Below are 21,343 nucleotides of genomic sequence, written 5' to 3' on the forward strand. Positions count from 1 at the left end.
CTCTTTCTTCAATGTAGCGTTTTTTCTTCTTATTTGAAAGAAGACTGTCTGTATAATTCACCATTCTTCAGGAAATCCTTGACAAGTTATAGAACTGGGCGTAAGATGCAAAGATAAAGCGGTTTAATAAACCGTGTTTCAAGGAGCTGAGAATGAAAAGAATAGCTGCTGCAGGAATTATTCTGCTGATATTGCTTGCTGCTGGATGCCAGCAGGATGGTGCTGACGATGGGATTTCCATTAGTTTATGGACCCAGGAAGGGGAAGCCGATGGAGCATTTCAGTATGTTGTCAGTCTTGCTGAGTCGTATATGCTTGCAAACCCCGATATAAAGGTCGAGGTAGTAAACAAGGAGACTGAAGCACTTCGAGAAGATTTTATTACTTCCAGTCTCGCAGGTGGGGCACCAGAGCTGCTCTGGACCGTTAATGATCATGCTGGACCTTTCGTCGTAGCTGATCTGATTCAGCCAGTAGATGGTTTCTACAACCCCAATGATTACATAGATGGTGTGGAAATGGGCGGTAACATCTGGGGTGTTCCTATCAATGCCGGTAACCATCTTATGCTAATGTACAATAAACGATTGGTTCCGGAAGCTCCGCAAAATACAGACGATATGATAGCCGCGGCTAAAAATGCTACTGCCAATAATCCTGATGTATATGGACTTGTGTATAATTTCACAGAGCCTTTCTGGCTGGTTCCATGGCTTGGAGGTTTTGGTGGATCTGTCTTTGAAGAAGATGGTGTCACTCCCAATCTGAACTCCCAGGAAATGATCGATACCCTTCAGTTTATGTACGATCTGAAATTCACACACCGAATCACACCACAGGAAGCTGACTACAACACCATGGACACTCTGTTCAAGGAAGGCAAGGCTGCCATGATTATTAATGGTGACTGGACACTTGGAGAATATCCCGAGATTCTTGGTGATGATTTCGCAGTTGCTCCGATACCGATGATCAGCAGTACCGGTCTATGGCCTGCTCCTTATACCTCAGGTAAATATTTCATGGTTCCTTCGCAGGTTAGTGGTGAAGTGCTTGATGCAGTCAAGGATTTTATTACGTTCGCAATTAACGAACAAAATCAGAGAGAGCTTGTTACCAGATTGAACAGACTGCCTGGACTGCTCAGTCTTGCAGACGATCCATTACTCACGAGCGATCCTATTCAGCAAGGTTCCATTGCTCAGATGCAGGTTGGAACACCTATGCCGTCAACTGTTGAAATGCGTGCAAACTGGGATGCCATGCAGCCGGAACAAAATTCGGTGTTAACCGGAAATATGTCGCCTGCTGAAGCCGCTGCTCGAATGCAGACTGCAGCCGAGCAGGGTATAAGGCAGATGCAATAGTCTTATTTATGCAAAATGGCAGGGGCATTATAGCCCCTGCTGTCTTTTTTACAGGAGGTAACATGGCAGGTTTATCCGCCTCGATCATTATCAGGAGCCTTTCCGAGGTTGGTGGCGCTATTCTGTTCGCAGCAATTGGAATCGCGGTTCTTGAGGTCCTGCTGTATATAATACTAGTACGTGTACTTAAATGGAAATATGCGATTCCGGTTATGCTTTTACTACCGGGCGCTATAGGGTTGCTTGTAATAGTAGTTGGGCCCATACTATACCAGTTTTACCTTGCATTCACCAACATGAGTATCCGCAGGTTCCCTACAGGAAATAATCCTCCCGATATAGGTCTTGCACCATTTATTGAGAATATTAAAAGAGTATTTACCGGGCCTCTGCTTCAGCATAGAGGTTTTTTCTCTATTCTATTTACTACCGTTCATTGGACCTTACTCCAGGTTGTAATACATGTTTTCTTCGGCATGATTATTGCGATGCTGTTGAACAGGAAAATGAAAATGCGGGGTATATACCGTGCATTGATCCTGCTTCCCTGGGCTTTGCCTCAGGTTATAGTAGCCCTGACCTGGCGTGGTGAGTTCAATTATGAATATGGATTTGTCAATGTCATGCTTGATCGTATGGGATTCGAAAGAATAAGGTGGAAGTCAGATCCCTTCTGGAATTTCGTTTCATTTCATATCGTAAATGGCTGGCTTGGAATTCCATTTATGATGACAATTCTTCTTGGTGGCTTGCAGAGTATTGATAGCACCTATTATGAGGCTTCAGAGATGGATGGTGCGAGTCATATTGCTCAATTTCAGCACATAACCATGCCTTTGATAAAACCGGTTATGACACCTGCGGTAATACTAGGAATAATCTGGACATTCAATCAGTTTAATGTTCCGTATTTTCTCAATGAACAGAATATAGAAGAAAATCAGATTCTTGTCACAGCACTGTTTCGTGTTATGACTCAATTTTTTCAGTATGGCTTTGCAGCAACCCTGGGGTTTGTAATATTTCTTCTTCTGTTGGCTGCAGCTGTATTCTATATCCGGGTTTCAGGTTTTCAGGTTGTAAGTGACTTGAATTCAGGATCTCTCACCCTTGTTGGCTCGAACAACAAAAAAAAGCAGCTGCTGAGTGCAGCTGAAATTTCCGGAAAGGAGGCCTGAAATGTTGATAGAAATCAAGAAAGAATCCAATTTTTTACCGAAAAAACCAGGTTTTATATATGATATACAGCGCTACGGCTTTTTTAAATGGTTTTTTTACCGGGCCAGAGGTGATGCACCATTTACCAGGATTCTTATACATATAGCACTTATTCTGTTTGTAATTGCAGCAGTTTATCCAGCCGTCAGAATTTTCTCTGTCAGTTTGCGGCCGGGCAACAGGCTTCTGACAACAGATCTTTCGATAATTCCTGAGGGGGCAAGCCTCGAAAACTTCCGGAATATATTCGTAGGTCAAAATGCTAACTTTCTGTTATGGATATACAATTCTCTTGTGATTACAATTTCTACATCTATAATAGGAGTTGCCCTTGCCGCGACAAGTGCTTATGCTTTCAGTCGCTATAGATTCCCGGGGAAGCTTCCGGGACTCGTATTTTTGTTAACTACACAGATGATCCCTGCAGGTATGCTCATAATACCATTATACATACTGGCTATTCGTTTTAATCTGCAAAACCAATGGCTGGGATTGGTTTTAGCCTATTCTGTTGGGTCAATTCCTTTCAGTATCTGGATACTAAAAGGTTATTACGATACGATACCTGTTGAACTTGAACAATCTGCCATGATAGATGGTGCGACCAGCATGCAGGCTTTTACAAAGATAATCCTTCCACTATCTACACCAGCTCTGGCTATCGCATTTCTTTTCAATTTTACCCAGGTCTGGAATGATTTTCTGCTGGCAAGAGTAATTATTAGCCAGGACAGTATGTTTACCTGGACGCTTGGTTTGCAGCGCATGCAGTCACAGTTTACTACACAATGGGGGCAGTTTGCTGCGGCATCGCTGATGATATCAATACCGGTACTGACAATATTTATCAGTTCATCAAAATATCTGCTGTCCGGTTTGACTCTCGGCGGTGTAAAAGGTTGATGTTTCTGGTATGTAAATATTTTATCTGATTTCAGCTGCACGGACACATACTATGTATCTGTCCGTGCAGCTGTATAGCCTATTTTTTTGACAATAGTTATGAGTTTTTCAACGGTTTCCTCATTTCCATCATAGGATAGTTCGATTTGCTGTGTTGCCCGATCAACATAAATATCTTTTACACCATCCATTTTTCTGCCAAGGTGTTCGATCGTATACACGCACGATGAACAGTTAGCTCCATCAAGCTGAAGTCTTGTTGTTATTGTATCATTTTGCATAATCGATAATGTACTTAAACTTATAAAAGTAGTAAAGAATTATACCGTGTTTCCTGACAGTTCTTCCGGGAGAAAATGGAAACGATTGTGAAATCTGATCGACATAATTCCTGAGCTTATCTGAATGCAGCTGATTCCTGTATTGTGCGAGTAAAGCCGATCACTGTATGCGTGATCAGCCTTGAGAACTACAGAAAGCAGGGCACTTATAAACAAACGATGGCTGACCAATATGACTGTTTGATCATCCGGCATTGCAGTTAGTTTTTCCAGAACCTTTTTTGCACGCAGATAGCAGCCACGCTGTTGTTCAGGGTTTTTAAGACTATTCCAGCCGCATTCCTTGAGTTCTGAATCTGTATAGAGATCTGGATGTTTTCTGCTGTAGTATGCTTTTCCATAACCAGGAACTGTTTTAAATGCCTTCCTGGTGTCGTCGAATTCCAGACAGCCCCCTCTCTCATGCAGATCTTTCCATGCGTGTACCTGAATATCTGTTTTACGGCCAATATATTCAGCGGTTTGAACCGCACGCAGCATATAGCTCGTAAAGATTTTCGTCTTTCCTGCCCGTGGGGAGTGTGTATTGATTTCTGGATTGCTGATATATTCAGCTATGTATTTCGCAGCACATTCAGCTTGTTTTCTACCGGTCTCGGTAAGCAGTGGCTCACAGCTGCGTTTCTGCAGGTAATCACTCTTTCCTTCCAGAATATTATTTGAAGATTCGCCATGACGTATACAATAAATCTGCATGCTGATACATTATAGCTTAACGATACCCCGGTCAATTATAAACCGCCTGCAGTGCAGTATTGACCTTTCATTTCGGTACGCGTTACAAAACCCAACACACACAGAGGAGCTAAGAAGTGATTAGTGTAAATGAAGTAGGCTTATCATTCGGTAATATACCATTATTTAAAGATGTTTCAATTAAATTTACCCCAGGCAATTGCTATGGAGTGATAGGTGCAAACGGAGCCGGGAAATCAACATTTCTGCGGATACTGTCAGGAGATATTCAACCGGACTCCGGTGATGTATCTATCAGCACCGGGCAACGACTGGCGGTGCTCAGACAGGATCAATTTGCTTTTGATGAACATACCGTAATGCATACAGTAATTATGGGGCATAAGCATCTGTATGACATAATGATGGAACGTGAGGCAGTCTATGCCAAAGAGGAATTTTCTGAAGAAGATGGTCTTCGTGCCTCGACACTTGAAGGTGAATTTGCTGATCTGAATGGTTGGGAAGCGGAAGCAGAGGCTTCGACTCTCCTGGATGGACTGGGAATTGATGAATCGCTTCATGATAAAAAAATGTCGGAACTTGAAGGCGGTCTGAAGGTCAGGGTGCTGCTTGCTCAGGCCTTGTTCGGTAATCCCGATATTCTGCTTCTGGATGAGCCGACAAATAACCTTGATCTTGAATCGATTAACTGGTTAGAGGGCTTTCTTGAGAAATTCAATAACACTGTTATCGTTGTTTCGCATGACAGGCATTTTCTAAATCGGGTCTGTACTCATATTGCAGATATAGATTTTCAGAAAATATCTGTGTATGTAGGTAATTATGATTTCTGGTATCAGGCAAGTCAGCTTGCATTGAAGCAGTCCCGCGACCAGCAAAAAAGGGCCGAGGATAAAGCAAAGGAATTAAAGGATTTTATTCAGCGCTTTGCTTCAAATGCTGCCAAAAGTAAACAGGCAACCTCTCGTAAGAAGATGCTGGATAAGCTGAATCTGGATAATTTCAAGGCCAGCAGCAGACGGTTTCCGTACGTTGCTTTCAAACCGGAGCGCGAATGTGGACGAATAGTTCTCAATATAGAAAATATCTCGAAAACCATAGAAGACGAAAAATTGCTTGATAACTTTTCACTGACTGTAAATCGCGGTGATAAAATAGCGTTTGTTGGCCGTGAGCACGCGTCCAAGAGTGCTCTTTTCGATATAGTCTCCGGGGAGATGGAAGCAGATAGTGGTACTTATGAGTGGGGAGTGACAATAAGTCAGTCATATTTTCCTATTGAAAGTTCCCGCTATTTTACGGAAAAGATATCTATTATCGATTGGCTCAAACAGTATTCCGACAGTACAGACGAGAGTTATGTTCGCGGCTTTCTTGGAAGAATGCTTTTTTCAGGGGATGATGCCCTCAAAAACGTGCAGGTCCTATCGGGAGGCGAGAAGGTCCGCTGTATGCTGTCAAAGATGATGCTTTCCGGAGCAAATACCCTGATAATGGACGATCCTACCAATCATCTTGATCTTGAAGCCATTACCGCACTCAATAATGCCTTAATCGAATTTCCGGAAGTCGTTATGTTCACATCACATGATCATCAGTTTGTTCATAGTATTGCCAACCGCATAGTCGAAATTACTCCGGGAGGCATAATCGACCGAATGATGCCTTTTGATGATTATCTCGAGGACGCTGGGGTTCAGGCTCTTAGGGATGAATATTATCATGGTCATCAGCGTGCTGCTATTTAATTAAATATTGAACGTCAGTCCGATTGGTCTGAAGCAGATGTCTGCGTCCATTTATCGGCGTAGGCATCTATATTAAATTTCCGTTTCAAGCCGGAATCATTCATATACCTGATCTTCCCGAAAACCGGCCGTTCCTGCCAGGCGCGATCATGTTTGCCGAAACACCAGGCAACACCCGCGTATCCATTCGGATCCCTTCCGTCAAGTTCCCAGTCGTCGTTCAAACGAATCAGTCGTTCGTAAGCTGTTTCGAAATCAGGTGACCATTCGATAACTTTCTTTCCCCAGTACATACGCATGTATCCATGCATCCATCCGAGTATTCGCATCTGATTTTGTGCAGCATTCCAGTACTTATCGTGTGTAGCAGCCTGCTCCAGCTCTTCGTATGTATAAAGATATTCACGAGGATCAGAATTATGCTTGTGCAGTGTTTTCAGTGCCCAATCCGGAAGACATTCCGGGTTATCATAGTTGCCGTTATATTCAGTAAAGTTACATGATAGTTCACGCCTTACAATCAACTCTTCCCATAATACATCAACGCTCTCTCCAGAACCTCTGTCTCTTGCTTCCAGTGCTATCCTGAGGGGGCTGATCATCCCGTAATGAAGATAGGGACTAAGTATAGAGCTTCCTTCAAGTGATGGATCGTTCCTGTCGTCAGCAAAACTTCCAAGGTTCTGCTCTATGAAAATATGAAGCCTTCTTTCAGCCTGAAGTTCTCCACCCTTGATTTTGCTGGAAATGCTAATACTGCCGGGTGATGCATGTGCGGCTGCAGTATCCATTAGTTTATCCTCTAAATCGCTCTCAGAGAGGAACTCGAGCTCTGGATAAAGTGATTTCACATCTGGAAGATTATGGTTTGTCAGCTCATATTGTTTGATTGCTTCCAGGTAATCACCCCAAAGTGCATGAATTTTAGGACGGATTATACCGGCTGAATATGCCTCTTTCGGATAGGCAGTGCGTACTGGAAGAACAGTATTACTTTCGATCTGAATAATCGGCTTGGAGATCCTTTTTCTGATCTGAGAATACCAATCGCGATGAATTCGAAGATAGCCTTGATCCAGTATGCAAACTTCTGCATATCTGCTGAGCAGGACAATGGCATCGGGCGGATTCCCACTGACAATATGCAGTGTAATATTTCTACTGCCCAGTTCCTGAAAGGTCTCACGCAAGCCTTCCAGTAGAAATGCGTAATGTCTGACGTTTGCAGACATAAACCCTTTGGTCAGTACAAATACAACCAGCAGGGGTAAATTTTGCTTGTTAGCTTCGATTATGGCCCGTTCGAGGGCAGGATTCCAGTGACTGCGTACAGAGGACTGCATCCAGTACATTACATAAGGTGTATATGACATAGTTGTATAATAGTGTATTTTTCGTACAATATGAAACTTATGATGGAAACGCAACTGACAGAAACTGATGAACCAGCCATAGTTTTAATCGTGGAAGATGATCCGGTTAGTTCTGAACTGTATACACTGCAGATAGAGGCAAACCTGAACGCCAGATGTGTGATCTGCGATGATTCACGTCAGGTCGTTCCAGTGCTGGTACAGCACCAGGTGGATCTAATAGTGCTGGATCTGCATATGCCACATGTCTCCGGGCAGGAAGTACTCGCTCAGGTTTCTCTGCAGTTTCCTGACATTCCGGTGCTTGTTGCTACCAGTGAGGACAGCGTACAGGTTGCCGTTGAATGTATGCGACGGGGAGCTTTTGACTTTATTACCAAGCCGGTATCAGAACCTCGCCTGGTTACCGCAGTACAGCATGGTCTTAATTTTCAGGCCCTTCGCAGGGAAATACAGGCATTGAGTTCCTCCATGCAGGCTTATGAAATCAAGCAGCCGGAAGCATTTCGGGATATTATAACTGTAAGCCACCGAATGCGGCAGCTCTTCGCATATATTGAAGCAATTGCAGCCAGTCCCAAACCAGTTCTGGTCCTTGGTGAGAGTGGTACAGGCAAGGAATTGATTGCTCAGGTGCTGCATAACATCAGTGAATGCCCTGGAGAGTTCGTTCCATGTAATGTGAGCGGACTTGATGAAACCATGTTTTCAGATACACTTTTCGGCCATATGAAAGGAGCTTTTACCGGTGCCGCATCGAGTCGTAGGGGATTGGTAGAACATGCGGCAGGCGGTACACTATTTCTGGATGAGATCGGGGATCTCCCTATGGGAGCTCAGGTCAAGCTTCTAAGGCTTCTACAGGAGGCTGAATATTATCCTCTTGGTTCCGATGTTCCTCGAAAGGCTCACTTAAGGGTTGTTGCTGCCACAAACGCTAATCTTACTGAAAAAATGGAGACAGGAAGCTTCAGAAAGGACCTTTATTACCGTTTGATGGCTCATACTGTTCGGGTCCCGGCCTTGAAAGACCGAATGGAGGATGTACCTCATCTGGTCGAATTCTTTGTCGGATCCGCAAGCAACGAACTGAAGCGAAGCCGTCCGCAAGTTCCGCAGGAAATATACGCTATTCTGGAAAACTACGATTTTCCCGGGAATATTCGTGAACTCCAATCATTGGTATATGATGCTGTCAGTAGATCAAACGGTCCTCAACTTTCGATAGAGCCTATTCGAGGCTATATAACCGGCAATAATGAAGCGCCCGGGAAGACCGGGATTATGAGCGGTGTCTCATTAAGCTATACAGGTAGGTTTCCAAAACTTTCCGAGGTGGAAGATTATTTTATTCAGGAAGCAATTCGTCTCAGTGACGGGAATCAATCAGCTGCTGCTCGAATGCTGGGGATTGCTCAATCTACACTTAGCAGGCGTTTAGGCATGCAAAACGCATAGTTTTTTACTCATTATGCATTTTGCATAGACAGTAGTCTCTCTCAAGTTGATATTCCTGAACTCATCTCCGTAGATCTGTTTTTTAATTCCTTTTTTAATAAGGAATTAAAATTTTAACATCATTTTTTTACTCCTGATTCAATTCTTGGCACTATAATTGCATAACTATTTATGCACAGCAATTGGGCTGGCAATGGGATTATTTTTGCCAGAAATGTAATATTGAATGTAAAAAAAAATGTAATGTAAAATTAATATATATATGACTGTCCCATTCCTCCCTCCCTCATCCACTTACGGGAGCAAGTCGTTGACTTGCTCCCGTATTCTTGTATACTAGAGCTATCCAAAGATCGTTTGCAGGAGATGTGAGCATGAAAACCAAATCTGATTTTCCCAGCATTAATGACAAAGAACCTGAGGGTTTGAAACCGGACGGATCTGCATATCGAGTACTAATCGTAGATGATTCAATGTTTACCGGTAAACAGCTAAGCCAGATTCTTACCAGTGCAGGCTTTGAAGTTGCAGCAACTGCAACTGACGGTGCAGAAGGTGTTGAAAAATATAAAGAGCTTCACCCTGGAATTGATCTTGTTACCATGGATATTACCATGCCGAAAATGGATGGGGTTACAGCACTTGAGCATATTGTTTCTTATGACAAAGATGCCAGGGTTATTATGATTTCTGCCCTTGGTAAAAATGATCTTGTGAAAAAATCACTTCTGCTAGGTGCCAAGAATTATATAGTGAAACCCCTGGACAGAAAAAAAGTGCTTGAACGCATTGTAGCCGTTCTACAGTAGGTTTAGGTAACTATGAGTTTACTGGCTAGAGATAACGTTATACAATCAAGATATGTCTCTATTCAATAACATCAATAACAGGATCAATGTTTTAACTGCAGCAGCATGTATTCTCTTCTTTTGTCTTTCAGCGATGCTATATGCTGAAATTAGACCTGAAGAGGTTTATGCAGATGCAGCCGCTTCTGCAGTGCGTTTGAAAGAGCATAGTATTGTGGCTGCTATAGATGCTCTTCTCGAGCTGAACCCACCGAATTCATTTAAATTTGAACATTGGTACAATGTCGGCGTCCTGCAGTACGATGCCGGCTTGTTTGAGGAGGCGGCTGTTTCCTTTGAATTGGCTGAAGAAAGCACAGATAATCGTTCTGATCTGGCTGATGCCCAATTCAATCGGGGACTTACTGCACTGAGGTCTGCCGACTATACATTCGCGATTCAGCTGTTTTCCGCAGCCATTGAGACTGATCCATCAGCCAGTATGCTGGTTAACAGAGGGAATGCCTTCTATGCCTCCGCTGAATATGATTCAGCGCTTTCAGATTATCTTGAAGCCATAGAACTCAATCAGTCCTATGCCGAGGCACATTATAATGCAGGTAATATATTCTATGACCGCAATGAGCTTGATCAGGCTTATTCAGCCTACAGCAGAGCGATCCGGAATCGTGAGGGTTTTTTTGAGGCTTACGTTAACCGTGGCAATATTTCGCTTTTTCGAGGTGAATACAGGGCTGCCGCCGAAGATTTCAGGAAAGCCATTGAGCTATTTCCGGAAGATGAGGATGTTGCTGCACAACTTGATGCAGCTGAAAATATTTTGCAACAAAGAGAAGCTGAAGGAGAATCTAATTGAAAGATCAAGTTGCGCGTATACTGGTAATTAATTGTGGCAGTTCATCACTCAAATATGAAGTGTTTTTAATGCCTGAGAGAAAAAGCCTGGGTAAGGGGCTGGTAGAGCGGATCGGAACGGAAGCGGGACACCTGTCTCAGTGCGGTATAAACGGATCTATTAACCTTAATCAGGCGATTGATTCTCATGCTGAAGCAGTCCAGCTCATGGTTACGGCTCTTACTAATGAAAAGAATGGTATTGTAGAAAATATCAATCAGATAACGGGGGTGGGGCACAGGGTTGTACACGGCGGAGAAAAATATAGTTCCTCAGTTCGTATTGATAAACATGTAATCGAGGCAATCACTGAATGTATTGAGCTTGCACCATTGCATAACCCTGTAAATCTTTCAGGAATTACGCAGGCAATGCAGTTCCTGCCTGATGTTACACAGGTGGCTGTTTTTGATACCGCCTTTCATCAGACATTGAAACCGGCCGCGTATCTGTACGGACTCCCAAGAGATCTGTATGAGAAATATAAAATCAGGAGATATGGTTTTCATGGTACCAGCCATCGTTATGTAGCTGGAGAAGCCACGAAGTTTATGAAGCGGCATCCCAGTAATACGAATCTCATTGTCTGTCATCTGGGAAATGGAGCATCCATAACTGCAATCAGCGCAGGTATTTCCGTTGATACATCAATGGGTTTTACTCCGCTGGAAGGTCTGGTTATGGGTACCCGCAGCGGTGACATTGATCCTGCGATTCTGTTTTATCTCATGGAACGGGGTTATAACGAGAAGGATCTCAATGTCCTTCTGAATAAGCAAAGCGGCTTGCTTGGATTGTCAGGTATATCTAATGATCTTCGTGATGTCGAAGCGGCGGCTGAATCCGGAAACAGAAATGCGATAGAAGCCCTGGATGTCTATGCCCATAAAATTCGTCATTATATTGGAGCCTACGCAGCAAATATTGTAAGAACAGATATTCTCGTATTTACAGGTGGTGTAGGTGAAAACGGCACCAGAATGCGGGAGCGCATCTGTACTATGCTTGAAAATCTTGGATTCGTGATTGATCATCGTAAGAATCTGGAGAACGGCAACAAAGCGGGAATAATTTCAAAAGATTATAGTCCAACTGCAATTATGGTTATGCCAACCAATGAAGAATTGCAGATTGCCATTGATACTTATGAAATGCTGTAATAGTGTTTTTTTCAGATTATTTTGCAGATTGGCTTGAAACCAAGCTTAAGCAGCGTGATGTTAGACCCTCCGGAGATGAAGAAAGATTAGCAGCTGCTCATGATGCGCTGCTTGAGCAGCAAGTGCGTTCTTCGATGATAAATTATTATCCGGAAGCCGACCGCTGTCCGGATCCGGCATTTGTTCTCAAGCAGAGACTTCAATCCTACAGATCTGATACAGCGCTTCGTGTAATCAAAACAGCTGAGATCGAATACGAGCTGGCTATAGCATCCTGTAAGACAAAATCCTCGTACCTCAACAGAACCACTCTCGTGTACCCATACTCATGCTGGCAGGAGTCTATATGGTGTTCTGTCGATGTTATGATTCCTGTTGGCACACAAGGCTGGAAAATTCAACGTATACTGCCGAATGCCAGATTGAAATCAGGTATTATTACCCAGACTGCACTGTTTTATCTTTGTCTGAGTAATTCTGGTGCTGTTCATGTAGATGTAGAGTTTATAGGTCCGGGTGGAAAAATCATTCCCGGTACCAGATTGGTGAAAAAGCGTGGTGAAGAAATCAGGACTCTCGCCAGGACATTTATGGATGAAACCTCAGTCGAATATGCTGGGCCTGGTGCTTTTTTTCCGATACAGCGTGCCGCTGCAGATGACGCAGCAAATGAAAATTCACCATATCATGTCAGGCATCTTCTCAGAGGAAAAGGAGATTATCGAAGTCTTCTCAGAGACGGCATAGAGGATATCCGCAGCATACCATCCTCAGTGCGACTGTCACAGCGACAGAGGAACCAGCAGAAGGCATTAATTGAAAATACTGTATTTCCGGACGCCGTTTCACTGGCTGCATGGTGTCAGGAAATTGATGAGTCAATCGTATTTCTTGACTTCGAGTCAGTACAATCATCTATCACATTATATCCATCAGTGCCGCCCTGGCAGTATGTGCCTGTTATGTATTCGATTTCCGACTCAGCTGCCAGCAGCGGCTGGAAATGCCTTGATCCAGCCTCAGATAATCTTTCCGGGCTTGCTGATTCGCTTGCCGAGGATCTTGCCGGTGCTGGATCTATTGGTGTATTCGGGGCTGCGATGGAACTGCATTGTTTGCTGTTTCTTTCTGAATATACCAGTAAACGTGAAAACAAAGAGATATTGTTGACTGCCAGAGATAGAATTGTCGATTTACATCATCCTTTTGAGTCTGGATGGGTATATTTTCCGGAACAGAAAGGTAAGACTTCCTTGAAGTCTTTAACTGAGGTCTTGAGTCCAGATGAGTGCAATGATGCAAAGACAGTATTTGATGGGAGAACTGCCAGTTTGCAGTATTACTGGCAGCGCTGCGGTTATCCGGATGGTACCTATCCAACTCGTTGGCATTCACAGGTGATTATGAACGAAATCGAGCAGTATTCCCGCAATGATACACTGTATTTATGTCGTTTGTGGGAGCTCCTTCGTTGCACTGAATTCTCTAAGCGTGTATAATCCTGCTGATGTCAGAAATAACAAGCTCTCAACGCAAATATTTATCAAAACAAGCCCATAATCTTGAACCTGTAGTAATGGTGGGAAGAAAGGGCTTTACTGAAGAGATAATCGAAGCTGTGAATCAGGCTCTTGAATCACATGAACTTATAAAAGTTCGATTTGTTGATTTTAAAGCCGAACGCGCTCTAATCAGTGAGCAACTTGCTGTGAAAAACAATGCCAGTCTTGTAAGAATCATAGGCAATACTGCAATTCTGTACAGAGAATGTGAGAACACGGAAAAACGTCGTTATCGTCTCCCATCAAAATAATGCATTAACACCTGCTGTATCAGTAGAACATCTCACCAATCGAGCCGGCGTCGACAGGCAGTTTGTCTGTCTCCATCAGGCTTGAAGTCAGTTCAAGTGCTGTCAGTATCATTTTTTGCTGCCATTCGTCCAGTTGATCGAATTTTTGAGTGAAATCCTCCTGGAAAATCGTCGGATTCTCATTCAGTATTTCATTAGCAGCATCGGTCGTATCTACCAGTACCCGACGCTTGTCTACTGTACTTCTGGTTCGTTCGATCAGTTCTCTTTTTTCGAGTCGATCCAGAATATTTGTTACAGTAGCCTGACTCAAGCATACTGATCTTGCCAGATTTCCTATAGTTGGATGTGACTGGGCAGCGATCGCCTTAAGTATCATCAATTGCGGTCCTGTAAGACCGAACCTCTTGTTAAGCTGCTTGGAGTGAATGGATAGAGCCTGAAATATCTTGCGCAGCTGATGATATATTTCATTACGAAGCTCATTACTATCTGCCATAGCAATAGATTATACCACAAACATTATTAGGGCAATATAGAGGATATTGCAAAGTGCATTTTTTCAATTACCTCTATATTTTTATTTAGCTCGCTAAAGAAAAATTTCGATTGCAAAGCATTAGCACCAAATTGTAGGAAAATCATAATTAATTGTATAATAACTAATTAGCAGTTATCAAGCTGGCGTATCTGACTATTTCATGTCTATTCTTCGCTCGGATTGTTCATTACTTGACCGATGTACATAATTTTAGTAGTATATTATTTATACCAGTAAACATAAGGAGTTAATATGAAACTGAATCGCATTATCGCAATGCTTGTAATTGCTGTCATAGCACCGATTTTATTTTTCGCAGGATGTGAGGCCTCAGACACTTCGAAAGAAGCCCGTCTGGTCTACGTGAATTGGGAAGAAGGCATAGCCTGGACGCATCTTGCACAGGCCATTCTTGAAGATGAGATGGGTTATGATGTAACCATTACGGCCGCAGATGTAGGCCCCGCATTTTCATCAGTTGCCTCAGGCGACTATGATGCTTTTATGGAAGCATGGTTGCCAGGTCTTCACGCTAACTACGTGAATCAGTACGAGGGCGATCTTGAGGTTGTGGGTACTATTTATCATGATGGTGTGACAGGTCTTATCGTACCGCAGTACATGTACGACGATGGCGTCACAAGCATTTCTGATCTTGCCCGACCCGAGGTTGTAGAAAAGCTTGGCGGTGTTATTACCGGTATCGATGCAGGCGCAGGAATGATGATTACAACCGAGGAAGGAATTATTCCTTCATACGGTCTGGATGAAGCAGGAATTTCCCTGATGGCATCTTCTGATGCAGCTATGATGGCGGCAATTGATGCTGCGATCCGTAATGAAGAATACATCGTCGGAATGGGCTGGCAGCCGCACTCAATGTTCGGATATTTTGATCTGGCTATCCTTGAACAGGATGAAGAAATCTTCTTTGATCTTGACGACATAGAAATAATCGGACGCACAGGTCTGGCTGAAGACAAGCCGGAACTGCATCAATTCCTGAATAACATGTATTTTACCAATGAGACTATCGGTCCTCTGATGGTTCATATTAATGAATCCAACCTCAGTACACTTGCGGCTGCAAGGGAATGGAAGGATCAGAACCGGGAAATCTGGGAAAACTGGATTCCGTAGTTTTTATCAAACTGCAGAGGATATCCTCTGCAGTTTTTTTTTCTGATTTTTAATAGTATTTTGTACTATAGCAAGTACTAAAGGAGAGTTATGGCAATTATAGAAATAAGGGATCTGTACAAGATCTTTGGCCCGAATCCTAAACGAGCGATTCCACTGATAAAACAAGGTGTCTCAAAACCTGATATCTTAAAAAAGACTGGCTGCACCATAGCAATTAATGGCGCCTCATTCGAGATTCATAAAAAAGAGACTTTCGTAGTTATGGGTTTGTCCGGCAGTGGAAAATCTACTTTTATCCGCTGTCTTAATCGTCTCATTGATCCTACCGCAGGTGAAATACTGATTGATGGCGAAGACATCATGAAAATGGATAAGGAAAAGCTTCGTGAGGTTCGCAGGAGCAAAATGTCCATGGTTTTTCAGCATTTTGGACTTTTACCTCACAGAAACGTAATTAATAACGTTGAATTCGGTCTTGAAGTAAGTGGAATGGATAAGGAACAAAGACGGGAAAAAGCGATGAAGGCTGTTAAACTGGTTGGACTTGCCGGTTTTGAAAACAGTCTGACTTCTGAATTGAGCGGTGGTATGCAGCAGCGGGTAGGTCTTGCCCGGGCACTTGCCAACGATCCCGAAATTCTGCTGATGGATGAAGCATTCAGTGCACTGGATCCACTGATCCGTACACAAATGCAGGATGAGTTGCTTGAACTTCAGGCACGTATGAACAAAACAATTGTATTCATTACCCATGATCTGGATGAAGCACTCAAACTAGGTGATCGTATTGCGATTCTCGGTCCTGACGGCCGGGTACGGCAGATTGGAACTCCAGAGGAAATCCTCTCTAATCCTGCAGATGAATACGTTGAGCGCTTTGTACAGAATGTTGATCACACAAAAGTTATTACCGCATCGACATTGGGTTTCCGTGCAAGTTCTATTACCTATCCGCGTGAAGATGTGAAAGCCGCTATGCGGGTCATGGAGCAGAAGAGTATCTCGTCAGTTTTTGTGACAGATTCACAACGAAAACTGAAGGGTATTGTCACGATTGATGATGTGCTGCGGCTCCATAAAAAAGGCGAGAAAGATATCAGTTCTATTATAATTGATGATGTTTATACGACCAATGACAGCACACCGATTTCGGATCTGCTGCCGACAGCAATGGCTACGAAATATCCAATAGCAATTACGGATGACGAAGGAATATTTCATGGAGCACTGAGCCGTGCGGCCATTATAACTGAGATGTCAAAGGGAGCTGATCAAGAGAATAGCCCTCAGTCATTGCGTGAGCAGTTGAGTAACGATGACGAACAGGAGGTGCATAATGCTGAATAACATACAGAGTATTTTCCAGATTGGACGCAGCTTCGAAACTGTTGTGCGATGGTTGCAGGATAATATGGGCTGGCTTTTTGATGCGATACGTGCGGTGATTATTGCGGTATTAAATGTAATTGCTTCTATACTAGAGTTTCCTCCCGCGATATTGATGATAATTATTCTGACCTTGATAGCCTGGTTTGTCGCCAGCCGCGGTGTCGGAATCTTTACCCTGATCGGATTTACGATAATCTGGTACATGGGGCTCTGGTCGCATACCATGAGTACTTTTTCACTCGTTCTGACATCAGTTTTTATGGCCCTGTTCCTGGGGATTCCTACAGGCATTCTTTGCTCAAAGAGTGATAAGGCATGGAATATCGCACGTCCGATTCTGGACTTTATGCAGACCTTGCCGGCATTTGTGTACCTTATTCCGGCTGTTCTGTTTTTCAGACTCGGTGCAGTTCCCGGGGTAGTGGCTACACTTATATTCAGTCTGCCTCCTGCAGTACGCCTTACAAATCTCGGGATCAGACAGGTGCCGAAAGAAATAAAGGAAGCAGCTATATCATTCGGCTGTACTAACCGTCAGATGCTGATCAAAGCTGAGCTTCCTGTTGCATTGTCTACGATAATGGCTGGAGTGAATCAGACTATCATGCTTGCATTATCAATGGTAGTTATTGCTGGTCTGATTGGTGCCGGAGGCCTTGGTAATGAAGTTGCACGTGGAGTTACCCAGCTTCGGATCGACGTCGGCTTTGAAGCCGGTCTCGCTATTGTTATACTCGCTATTTTTCTCGATCGTGTAACCCAGGCACTTGGCACACTGTCTCAACGTATGGCTTCCAAATAGCATATAGTTAGGCCGATGGCAAGCGCTGTTTATTTAACAGCGCTTTGCTTGTATCTGCAAATTGCCTGAATCTTCTTCTTGCACAGTTCACTCAGGATGTGCACAATAGAGCTATGTTCGACCTCCACTTACGCATTGCACCACTACGAAACGGGCGTTTACATGTGCACATTCCGCATCAGTTCCGCTGGTTTTTTGGAACTCTTGCGGTATTGACAGCCTGGGTAGCTTTTTATACTGGCATCTGGAGTCCGGTTGCCATAGGTGTGCTATGCCTTGCCGTTCTGGCACTCCTGTATGACGAGCGTTGGGTATTTGACCGGGAAGCCTCCGAGGTGCATTACAGAATGGGATTTCTGTTTGTGGGCAGGCATCTTGGTATTTCAATGCGGGAAATTGAACGATTTGAATGCAGTACTGTGAACCAGAAGGGCCGGGATCTCTGCCAGTTACTGCTCTGGACTATCGGTCAGGAACCATTTCTGATTGACTCACGTCCTGCAGAATACGGTAAACTCCTGCTTGAGGAAGCTGAAATAATTGCTGAGTATTGCGGCCGTCCGCTTGACCGTACCTGAGTCAGAGATCAGCAGCTCCATGCGGAAGGCCAGTGTGCGTGTTTCAGGCTGTTCAGTTCTTCTTCAATACTGGATAATCCATGTCGGACAACTGAATCGAGCAGCATACGTCCCTTATCGGAACAAGTAAGTCTACTGTCATTCCCCGGGGATAGAAAAAAAACTTCCTGATCTGATCTGAAAAGCTGGAGAAGTCCCAGTCCATGTTCGCCGAACACCTTCTCGACATCTTCAAGTGATATACCGTCTTTTGTCCTCAGGCCTGTTATACAGTAATCCTTGAAAAGGTCAGAGGGAGACAATGCTTCAATTTCATGCTTCCATGATCTATCGCTTGCCGAACTGTATTCAAATAATGTTGGGTTGGTCAGCCTCGCGGGAAACAGGGTACCCTTATCATCTCTTACTGGTATAGTTCCAACTGCGCCAGGTCCAAGTCCCCAGTATGGCCGCATATTCCAGTAACTCAGATTGTGGACAGATTTACAGCCGTTTCTGGTATAATTTGATACTTCATACTGCTCATAGCCTGACCCTACAAGACCCTTGTGCATCAGCTCCCACAGCTCGTCCTGGTCAGGTAGTTCGAGCTCGCCACGCTGAATAAGCTGATCCAGAGGAGTTTTTTCCTCGATTGTCAGACTGTAGTGGGATATATGCGGTGGCTGCCAGTGATGAACAGCCGTCAGATCTTCGTATATATCATCCGGTGTCTGCTCAGGAATGCCACTAATAAAATCCAGGCTCCATGTGTGATTATTATCTACCCACAGATCTTTAACAAGCTGCAGTGCATTTTCTACAGTGCTTCTGTATGCACGTCTGGTCAGTAGCCGAAGTAGTTTGTCCGAGAAACTTTGTACACCAATACTGAGACGGTTTACCGATTGCTTTTTTGCGGCATCGAGAAGTTCAGCACTTATATGCTCAGGATTAGCTTCCATTGTCCATTCGAACACCTGATTTTCGCAGCGGAGATTCTTTTTAAGACGGCCGAGAAAATCATAAAGCAGGGGAGGTGGTATTATGCTGGGTGTCCCACCGCCAAGATAGATACTCTTAATGCATGGGTAGGCTGAGTATTCAGCAAAAAAAGCTGCCTCTTCCAGTATTCTTTCAAGTGTTCTTGACAGTACCTGCTGTGACCAACCCGTTTCAAAATAGAAATCGCAATATCTACAGCGACTTGAGCAGAATGGAATATGAATATAGACCGAAACAGCCTCAGTATGTTCCGGGAACAGTGTTATTCCCGGTTTGAGTCTGGCAAATTGATTTTTCTGACTTTCTGTCAGCACTGAATACGGTCTTCTCATGTGTAAGTCCTCGACTCCTGTATACATAAAGTGGAAAAAAAACCGCTCTGCATGTACAGAGCGGTGATTCACAGCTGGAGATTATCTATCTCGGTTGCTGTAAAACAATCAGGCTTTTTCCAGTGCCAATGTGACAGTCGGCTGATCGCAAACCTCACTGGGGCCATAGTATTGAATCGCACCAGGAAAAACAAAGCTGGTCTGACTTGCCCAGATCTCTCTGTGCTTGACGAATTCCTTGAAAGGCGCACCATCCAGCTCTACAAGTGCTTTGCGGATGACTGGTTTGGGGGAACCATGCCGCTGTTCCATATTCATCATCATGGTAAGGGGAATACCTCCCGCAAGCCATTGATCGGCAGGCTTTTCAAGATTACGCACAGAACTCAGGTAGCCTGTCAGTCCCTGTGATATCAGGAGATTCGCAGCATAACCAAGGCTGTAGCAGTAGTCGGCATCAAAATTTGATGGGAATGCACATCTGCCTTCATAACCGAAGAAATGATTCAGGGCAGAGAATTTACCGTTGTAGTTGCCGGACTTTTTCATTTCTGCAAGTTTCTTTTCTACCATACCGATTAGAAGTTTTTCAGTTTCTATTCGACTGACCTGAACGTTTCCATGTGGATCTCTGTCCATAAGAAGCTGTTTCTGAATATCCGGTGGGAGTTCAGCGAAGACGATTCCGGACTCTTTTTTGAGCCTTTTGATGACCCAGTCACACTGATCTTCGAATGACTTGAGTTTTTCATATTCAGCGGCTTCAGTTGCAAGAAGATCGTTGAGTTGAGCAATAAGATCGTTCATTTCCGGAATAAACTCAATAAGGCCTTCAGGAATCAGCACAAGACCAAAGTCTTCACCGTTCTGGCTGCGGACAGCAACCGTGCTGGCGATTGACTGCACAATTTCATCCAGTGTCTGTTTCTTCTCAGCTACTTCCTCAGAAATCAGGCAGACGTTGGGTCGGGTCTGAAGCGCACATTCCAGTGCAATATGGCTTGCTGATCGCCCCATGAGCTTGATGAAATGCCAGTATTTTTTGGCACTGTTGGCATCTCGGCCAATGTTCCCGATCAGTTCGCTGTAGGTCTTGGTGGCAGTATCAAAACCGAATGAGGTTTCAATATATTCGTTCTTAAGGTCACCATCGATTGTCTTGGGTACTCCGATTACCTGTATATCGGTTCCCTCTGAAACAAAATATTCAGCCAGAAGGGCAGCATTGGTATTGGAGTCATCCCCTCCAATAATTACAATTGCGCTAAGATTTTCTTCTTTTGCGACACGTAGAGATGTTGCAAATTGTTCATCTGTTGCGATCTTGGTTCTACCTGACCCAATCATGTCGAATCCGCCGGTGTTACGGTATTCATTCATGAAATCATCGGTTATTTCAACATAATCATTTTCGAGAAGACCGGAAGGGCCACCCTTGAATCCGATCAGGACAGATTCTGGATTAGCTTTCTTGAGCCCGTCATAGATCCCGGCTATTACATTATGACCGCCGGGAGCCTGTCCACCGGAAAGGATAACAGCAACCTTCAGTTTTTTCAGGCTGATCTTGTTGGATCCCTTGGTAAAACTGGCAATCGGCTTGCCATATGTGTGGCTGAAGAGTGTCTTCAGTTCTGCCTGATCAGCAATAGCCTCGGTTGCGCTACCGAATTCTATGCCGATATCGGAAGGATTCCCCTGTAGGGCTGTCGGAAGCTTTGGCTGATACTCGTATCGTGCTTTCTGCAATGGAGATTTGTATAGTGTACTCATGCCCATATTTTACCCAT

Annotated in this window: 20 protein-coding genes; 14 read left to right on the forward strand and 6 right to left on the reverse strand. The window is 43.9% G+C overall.

Annotation, left to right across the window (positions count from 1 at the left end):
• Positions 1-152: 152 nt before the first annotated feature.
• From ACYQ2L_RS06465 to ACYQ2L_RS06475, 3 genes are all read left to right on the forward strand, one after another.
• Positions 153-1,367, forward strand: coding sequence for an extracellular solute-binding protein (locus tag ACYQ2L_RS06465; RefSeq protein ID WP_460052904.1), 1,215 nt, complete (start codon positions 153-155; stop codon positions 1,365-1,367).
• A 62-nt stretch (positions 1,368-1,429) separates the two neighbouring features.
• The gene (locus ACYQ2L_RS06470; RefSeq protein WP_460052907.1) at positions 1,430-2,545 is read left to right on the forward strand and encodes a carbohydrate ABC transporter permease; all 1,116 of its coding nucleotides are present in this window, start codon (positions 1,430-1,432) and stop codon (positions 2,543-2,545) included.
• Position 2,546: 1 nt separating this feature from the next.
• Complete coding sequence (locus tag ACYQ2L_RS06475) at positions 2,547-3,488, forward strand: sugar ABC transporter permease (RefSeq protein ID WP_460052911.1); 942 nt, start codon at positions 2,547-2,549, stop codon at positions 3,486-3,488.
• Positions 3,489-3,538: 50 nt separating this feature from the next.
• Here the strand turns inward: ACYQ2L_RS06475 and ACYQ2L_RS06480 are convergent, their stop codons facing one another.
• Together ACYQ2L_RS06480 and ACYQ2L_RS06485 are read right to left on the reverse strand one after the other, a co-directional pair.
• The gene (locus ACYQ2L_RS06480; protein ID WP_460052913.1) at positions 3,539-3,769 is read right to left on the reverse strand and encodes a cation transporter; all 231 of its coding nucleotides are present in this window, start codon (positions 3,767-3,769) and stop codon (positions 3,539-3,541) included.
• 39 nt (positions 3,770-3,808) lie between these two features.
• Entirely contained in the window at positions 3,809-4,525 is a 717-nt protein-coding gene (locus tag ACYQ2L_RS06485) for a histidine phosphatase family protein (RefSeq protein WP_460052917.1), read from the reverse strand.
• Between the two features lie 116 nt (positions 4,526-4,641).
• Between ACYQ2L_RS06485 and ACYQ2L_RS06490 the strand changes: the two genes are divergently transcribed.
• Positions 4,642-6,276, forward strand: coding sequence for an ABC-F family ATP-binding cassette domain-containing protein (locus ACYQ2L_RS06490; RefSeq protein WP_460052922.1), 1,635 nt, complete (start codon positions 4,642-4,644; stop codon positions 6,274-6,276).
• Positions 6,277-6,290: 14 nt separating this feature from the next.
• Here the strand turns inward: ACYQ2L_RS06490 and ACYQ2L_RS06495 are convergent, their stop codons facing one another.
• Entirely contained in the window at positions 6,291-7,649 is a 1,359-nt protein-coding gene (locus ACYQ2L_RS06495) for a deoxyribodipyrimidine photo-lyase (RefSeq protein WP_460052926.1), read from the reverse strand.
• Positions 7,650-7,688: 39 nt separating this feature from the next.
• Between ACYQ2L_RS06495 and ACYQ2L_RS06500 the strand changes: the two genes are divergently transcribed.
• The 6 genes from ACYQ2L_RS06500 to ACYQ2L_RS06525 all read left to right on the forward strand — a co-directional run bounded on the left by ACYQ2L_RS06500 (position 7,689) and on the right by ACYQ2L_RS06525 (position 13,784).
• Positions 7,689-9,107 carry a sigma-54-dependent transcriptional regulator gene (locus ACYQ2L_RS06500; RefSeq protein WP_460052929.1) on the forward strand — a complete coding sequence of 473 codons (1,419 nt, stop codon included), beginning with the start codon at positions 7,689-7,691 and terminating at the stop codon, positions 9,105-9,107.
• Positions 9,108-9,481: 374 nt separating this feature from the next.
• Complete coding sequence (locus ACYQ2L_RS06505) at positions 9,482-9,916, forward strand: response regulator (RefSeq protein WP_460052933.1); 435 nt, start codon at positions 9,482-9,484, stop codon at positions 9,914-9,916.
• Positions 9,917-9,968: 52 nt separating this feature from the next.
• A complete protein-coding gene (locus tag ACYQ2L_RS06510; RefSeq protein WP_460052937.1) occupies positions 9,969-10,772 on the forward strand; it encodes a tetratricopeptide repeat protein in 804 nt (267 codons plus the stop codon).
• Positions 10,769-11,971, forward strand: a complete 1,203-nt coding sequence (locus tag ACYQ2L_RS06515) for an acetate/propionate family kinase (RefSeq protein ID WP_460052941.1) — start codon at positions 10,769-10,771, stop codon at positions 11,969-11,971. Before ACYQ2L_RS06510 ends, ACYQ2L_RS06515 begins: the two co-directional genes overlap by 4 nt.
• A gap of 2 nt (positions 11,972-11,973) precedes the next feature.
• Entirely contained in the window at positions 11,974-13,470 is a 1,497-nt protein-coding gene (locus ACYQ2L_RS06520) for a DUF2779 domain-containing protein (protein ID WP_460052943.1), read from the forward strand.
• A gap of 8 nt (positions 13,471-13,478) precedes the next feature.
• A complete protein-coding gene (locus ACYQ2L_RS06525; protein WP_460052946.1) occupies positions 13,479-13,784 on the forward strand; it encodes a YhbY family RNA-binding protein in 306 nt (101 codons plus the stop codon).
• Positions 13,785-13,803: 19 nt separating this feature from the next.
• Here ACYQ2L_RS06525 and ACYQ2L_RS06530 read toward each other — a convergent pair whose 3' ends face one another.
• Positions 13,804-14,283, reverse strand: coding sequence for a MarR family winged helix-turn-helix transcriptional regulator (locus tag ACYQ2L_RS06530; RefSeq protein WP_460052948.1), 480 nt, complete (start codon positions 14,281-14,283; stop codon positions 13,804-13,806).
• Between the two features lie 294 nt (positions 14,284-14,577).
• Between ACYQ2L_RS06530 and ACYQ2L_RS06535 the strand changes: the two genes are divergently transcribed.
• The 4 genes from ACYQ2L_RS06535 (at position 14,578) to ACYQ2L_RS06550 (ending at position 18,237) form a co-directional block, all read left to right on the forward strand.
• Entirely contained in the window at positions 14,578-15,465 is an 888-nt protein-coding gene (locus tag ACYQ2L_RS06535; protein ID WP_460052950.1) for a glycine betaine ABC transporter substrate-binding protein, read from the forward strand.
• A 90-nt stretch (positions 15,466-15,555) separates the two neighbouring features.
• A complete protein-coding gene (locus tag ACYQ2L_RS06540; RefSeq protein ID WP_460052953.1) occupies positions 15,556-16,815 on the forward strand; it encodes a quaternary amine ABC transporter ATP-binding protein in 1,260 nt (419 codons plus the stop codon).
• Positions 16,805-17,659 carry an ABC transporter permease gene (locus tag ACYQ2L_RS06545; RefSeq protein ID WP_460052956.1) on the forward strand — a complete coding sequence of 285 codons (855 nt, stop codon included), beginning with the start codon at positions 16,805-16,807 and terminating at the stop codon, positions 17,657-17,659. The genes ACYQ2L_RS06540 and ACYQ2L_RS06545 overlap by 11 nt, the downstream gene beginning before the upstream one ends.
• Positions 17,660-17,772: 113 nt before the next feature.
• Positions 17,773-18,237 (forward strand): hypothetical protein, encoded by a 465-nt coding sequence (locus ACYQ2L_RS06550; protein WP_460052959.1) that lies wholly within the window; start codon positions 17,773-17,775, stop codon positions 18,235-18,237.
• Positions 18,238-18,245: 8 nt separating this feature from the next.
• On the opposite strand, the gene hemW is transcribed toward ACYQ2L_RS06550, so the two are convergent.
• Together hemW and ACYQ2L_RS06560 are read right to left on the reverse strand one after the other, a co-directional pair.
• A complete protein-coding gene (gene hemW / locus ACYQ2L_RS06555; protein ID WP_460052961.1) occupies positions 18,246-19,553 on the reverse strand; it encodes a radical SAM family heme chaperone HemW in 1,308 nt (435 codons plus the stop codon).
• 108 nt (positions 19,554-19,661) lie between these two features.
• Positions 19,662-21,326, reverse strand: a complete 1,665-nt coding sequence (locus ACYQ2L_RS06560; protein WP_460052965.1) for a diphosphate--fructose-6-phosphate 1-phosphotransferase — start codon at positions 21,324-21,326, stop codon at positions 19,662-19,664.
• Between the last annotated feature and the right edge of the window lie 17 nt (positions 21,327-21,343).

It is taken from the genome of Spirochaeta dissipatitropha, from assembly GCF_054657935.1.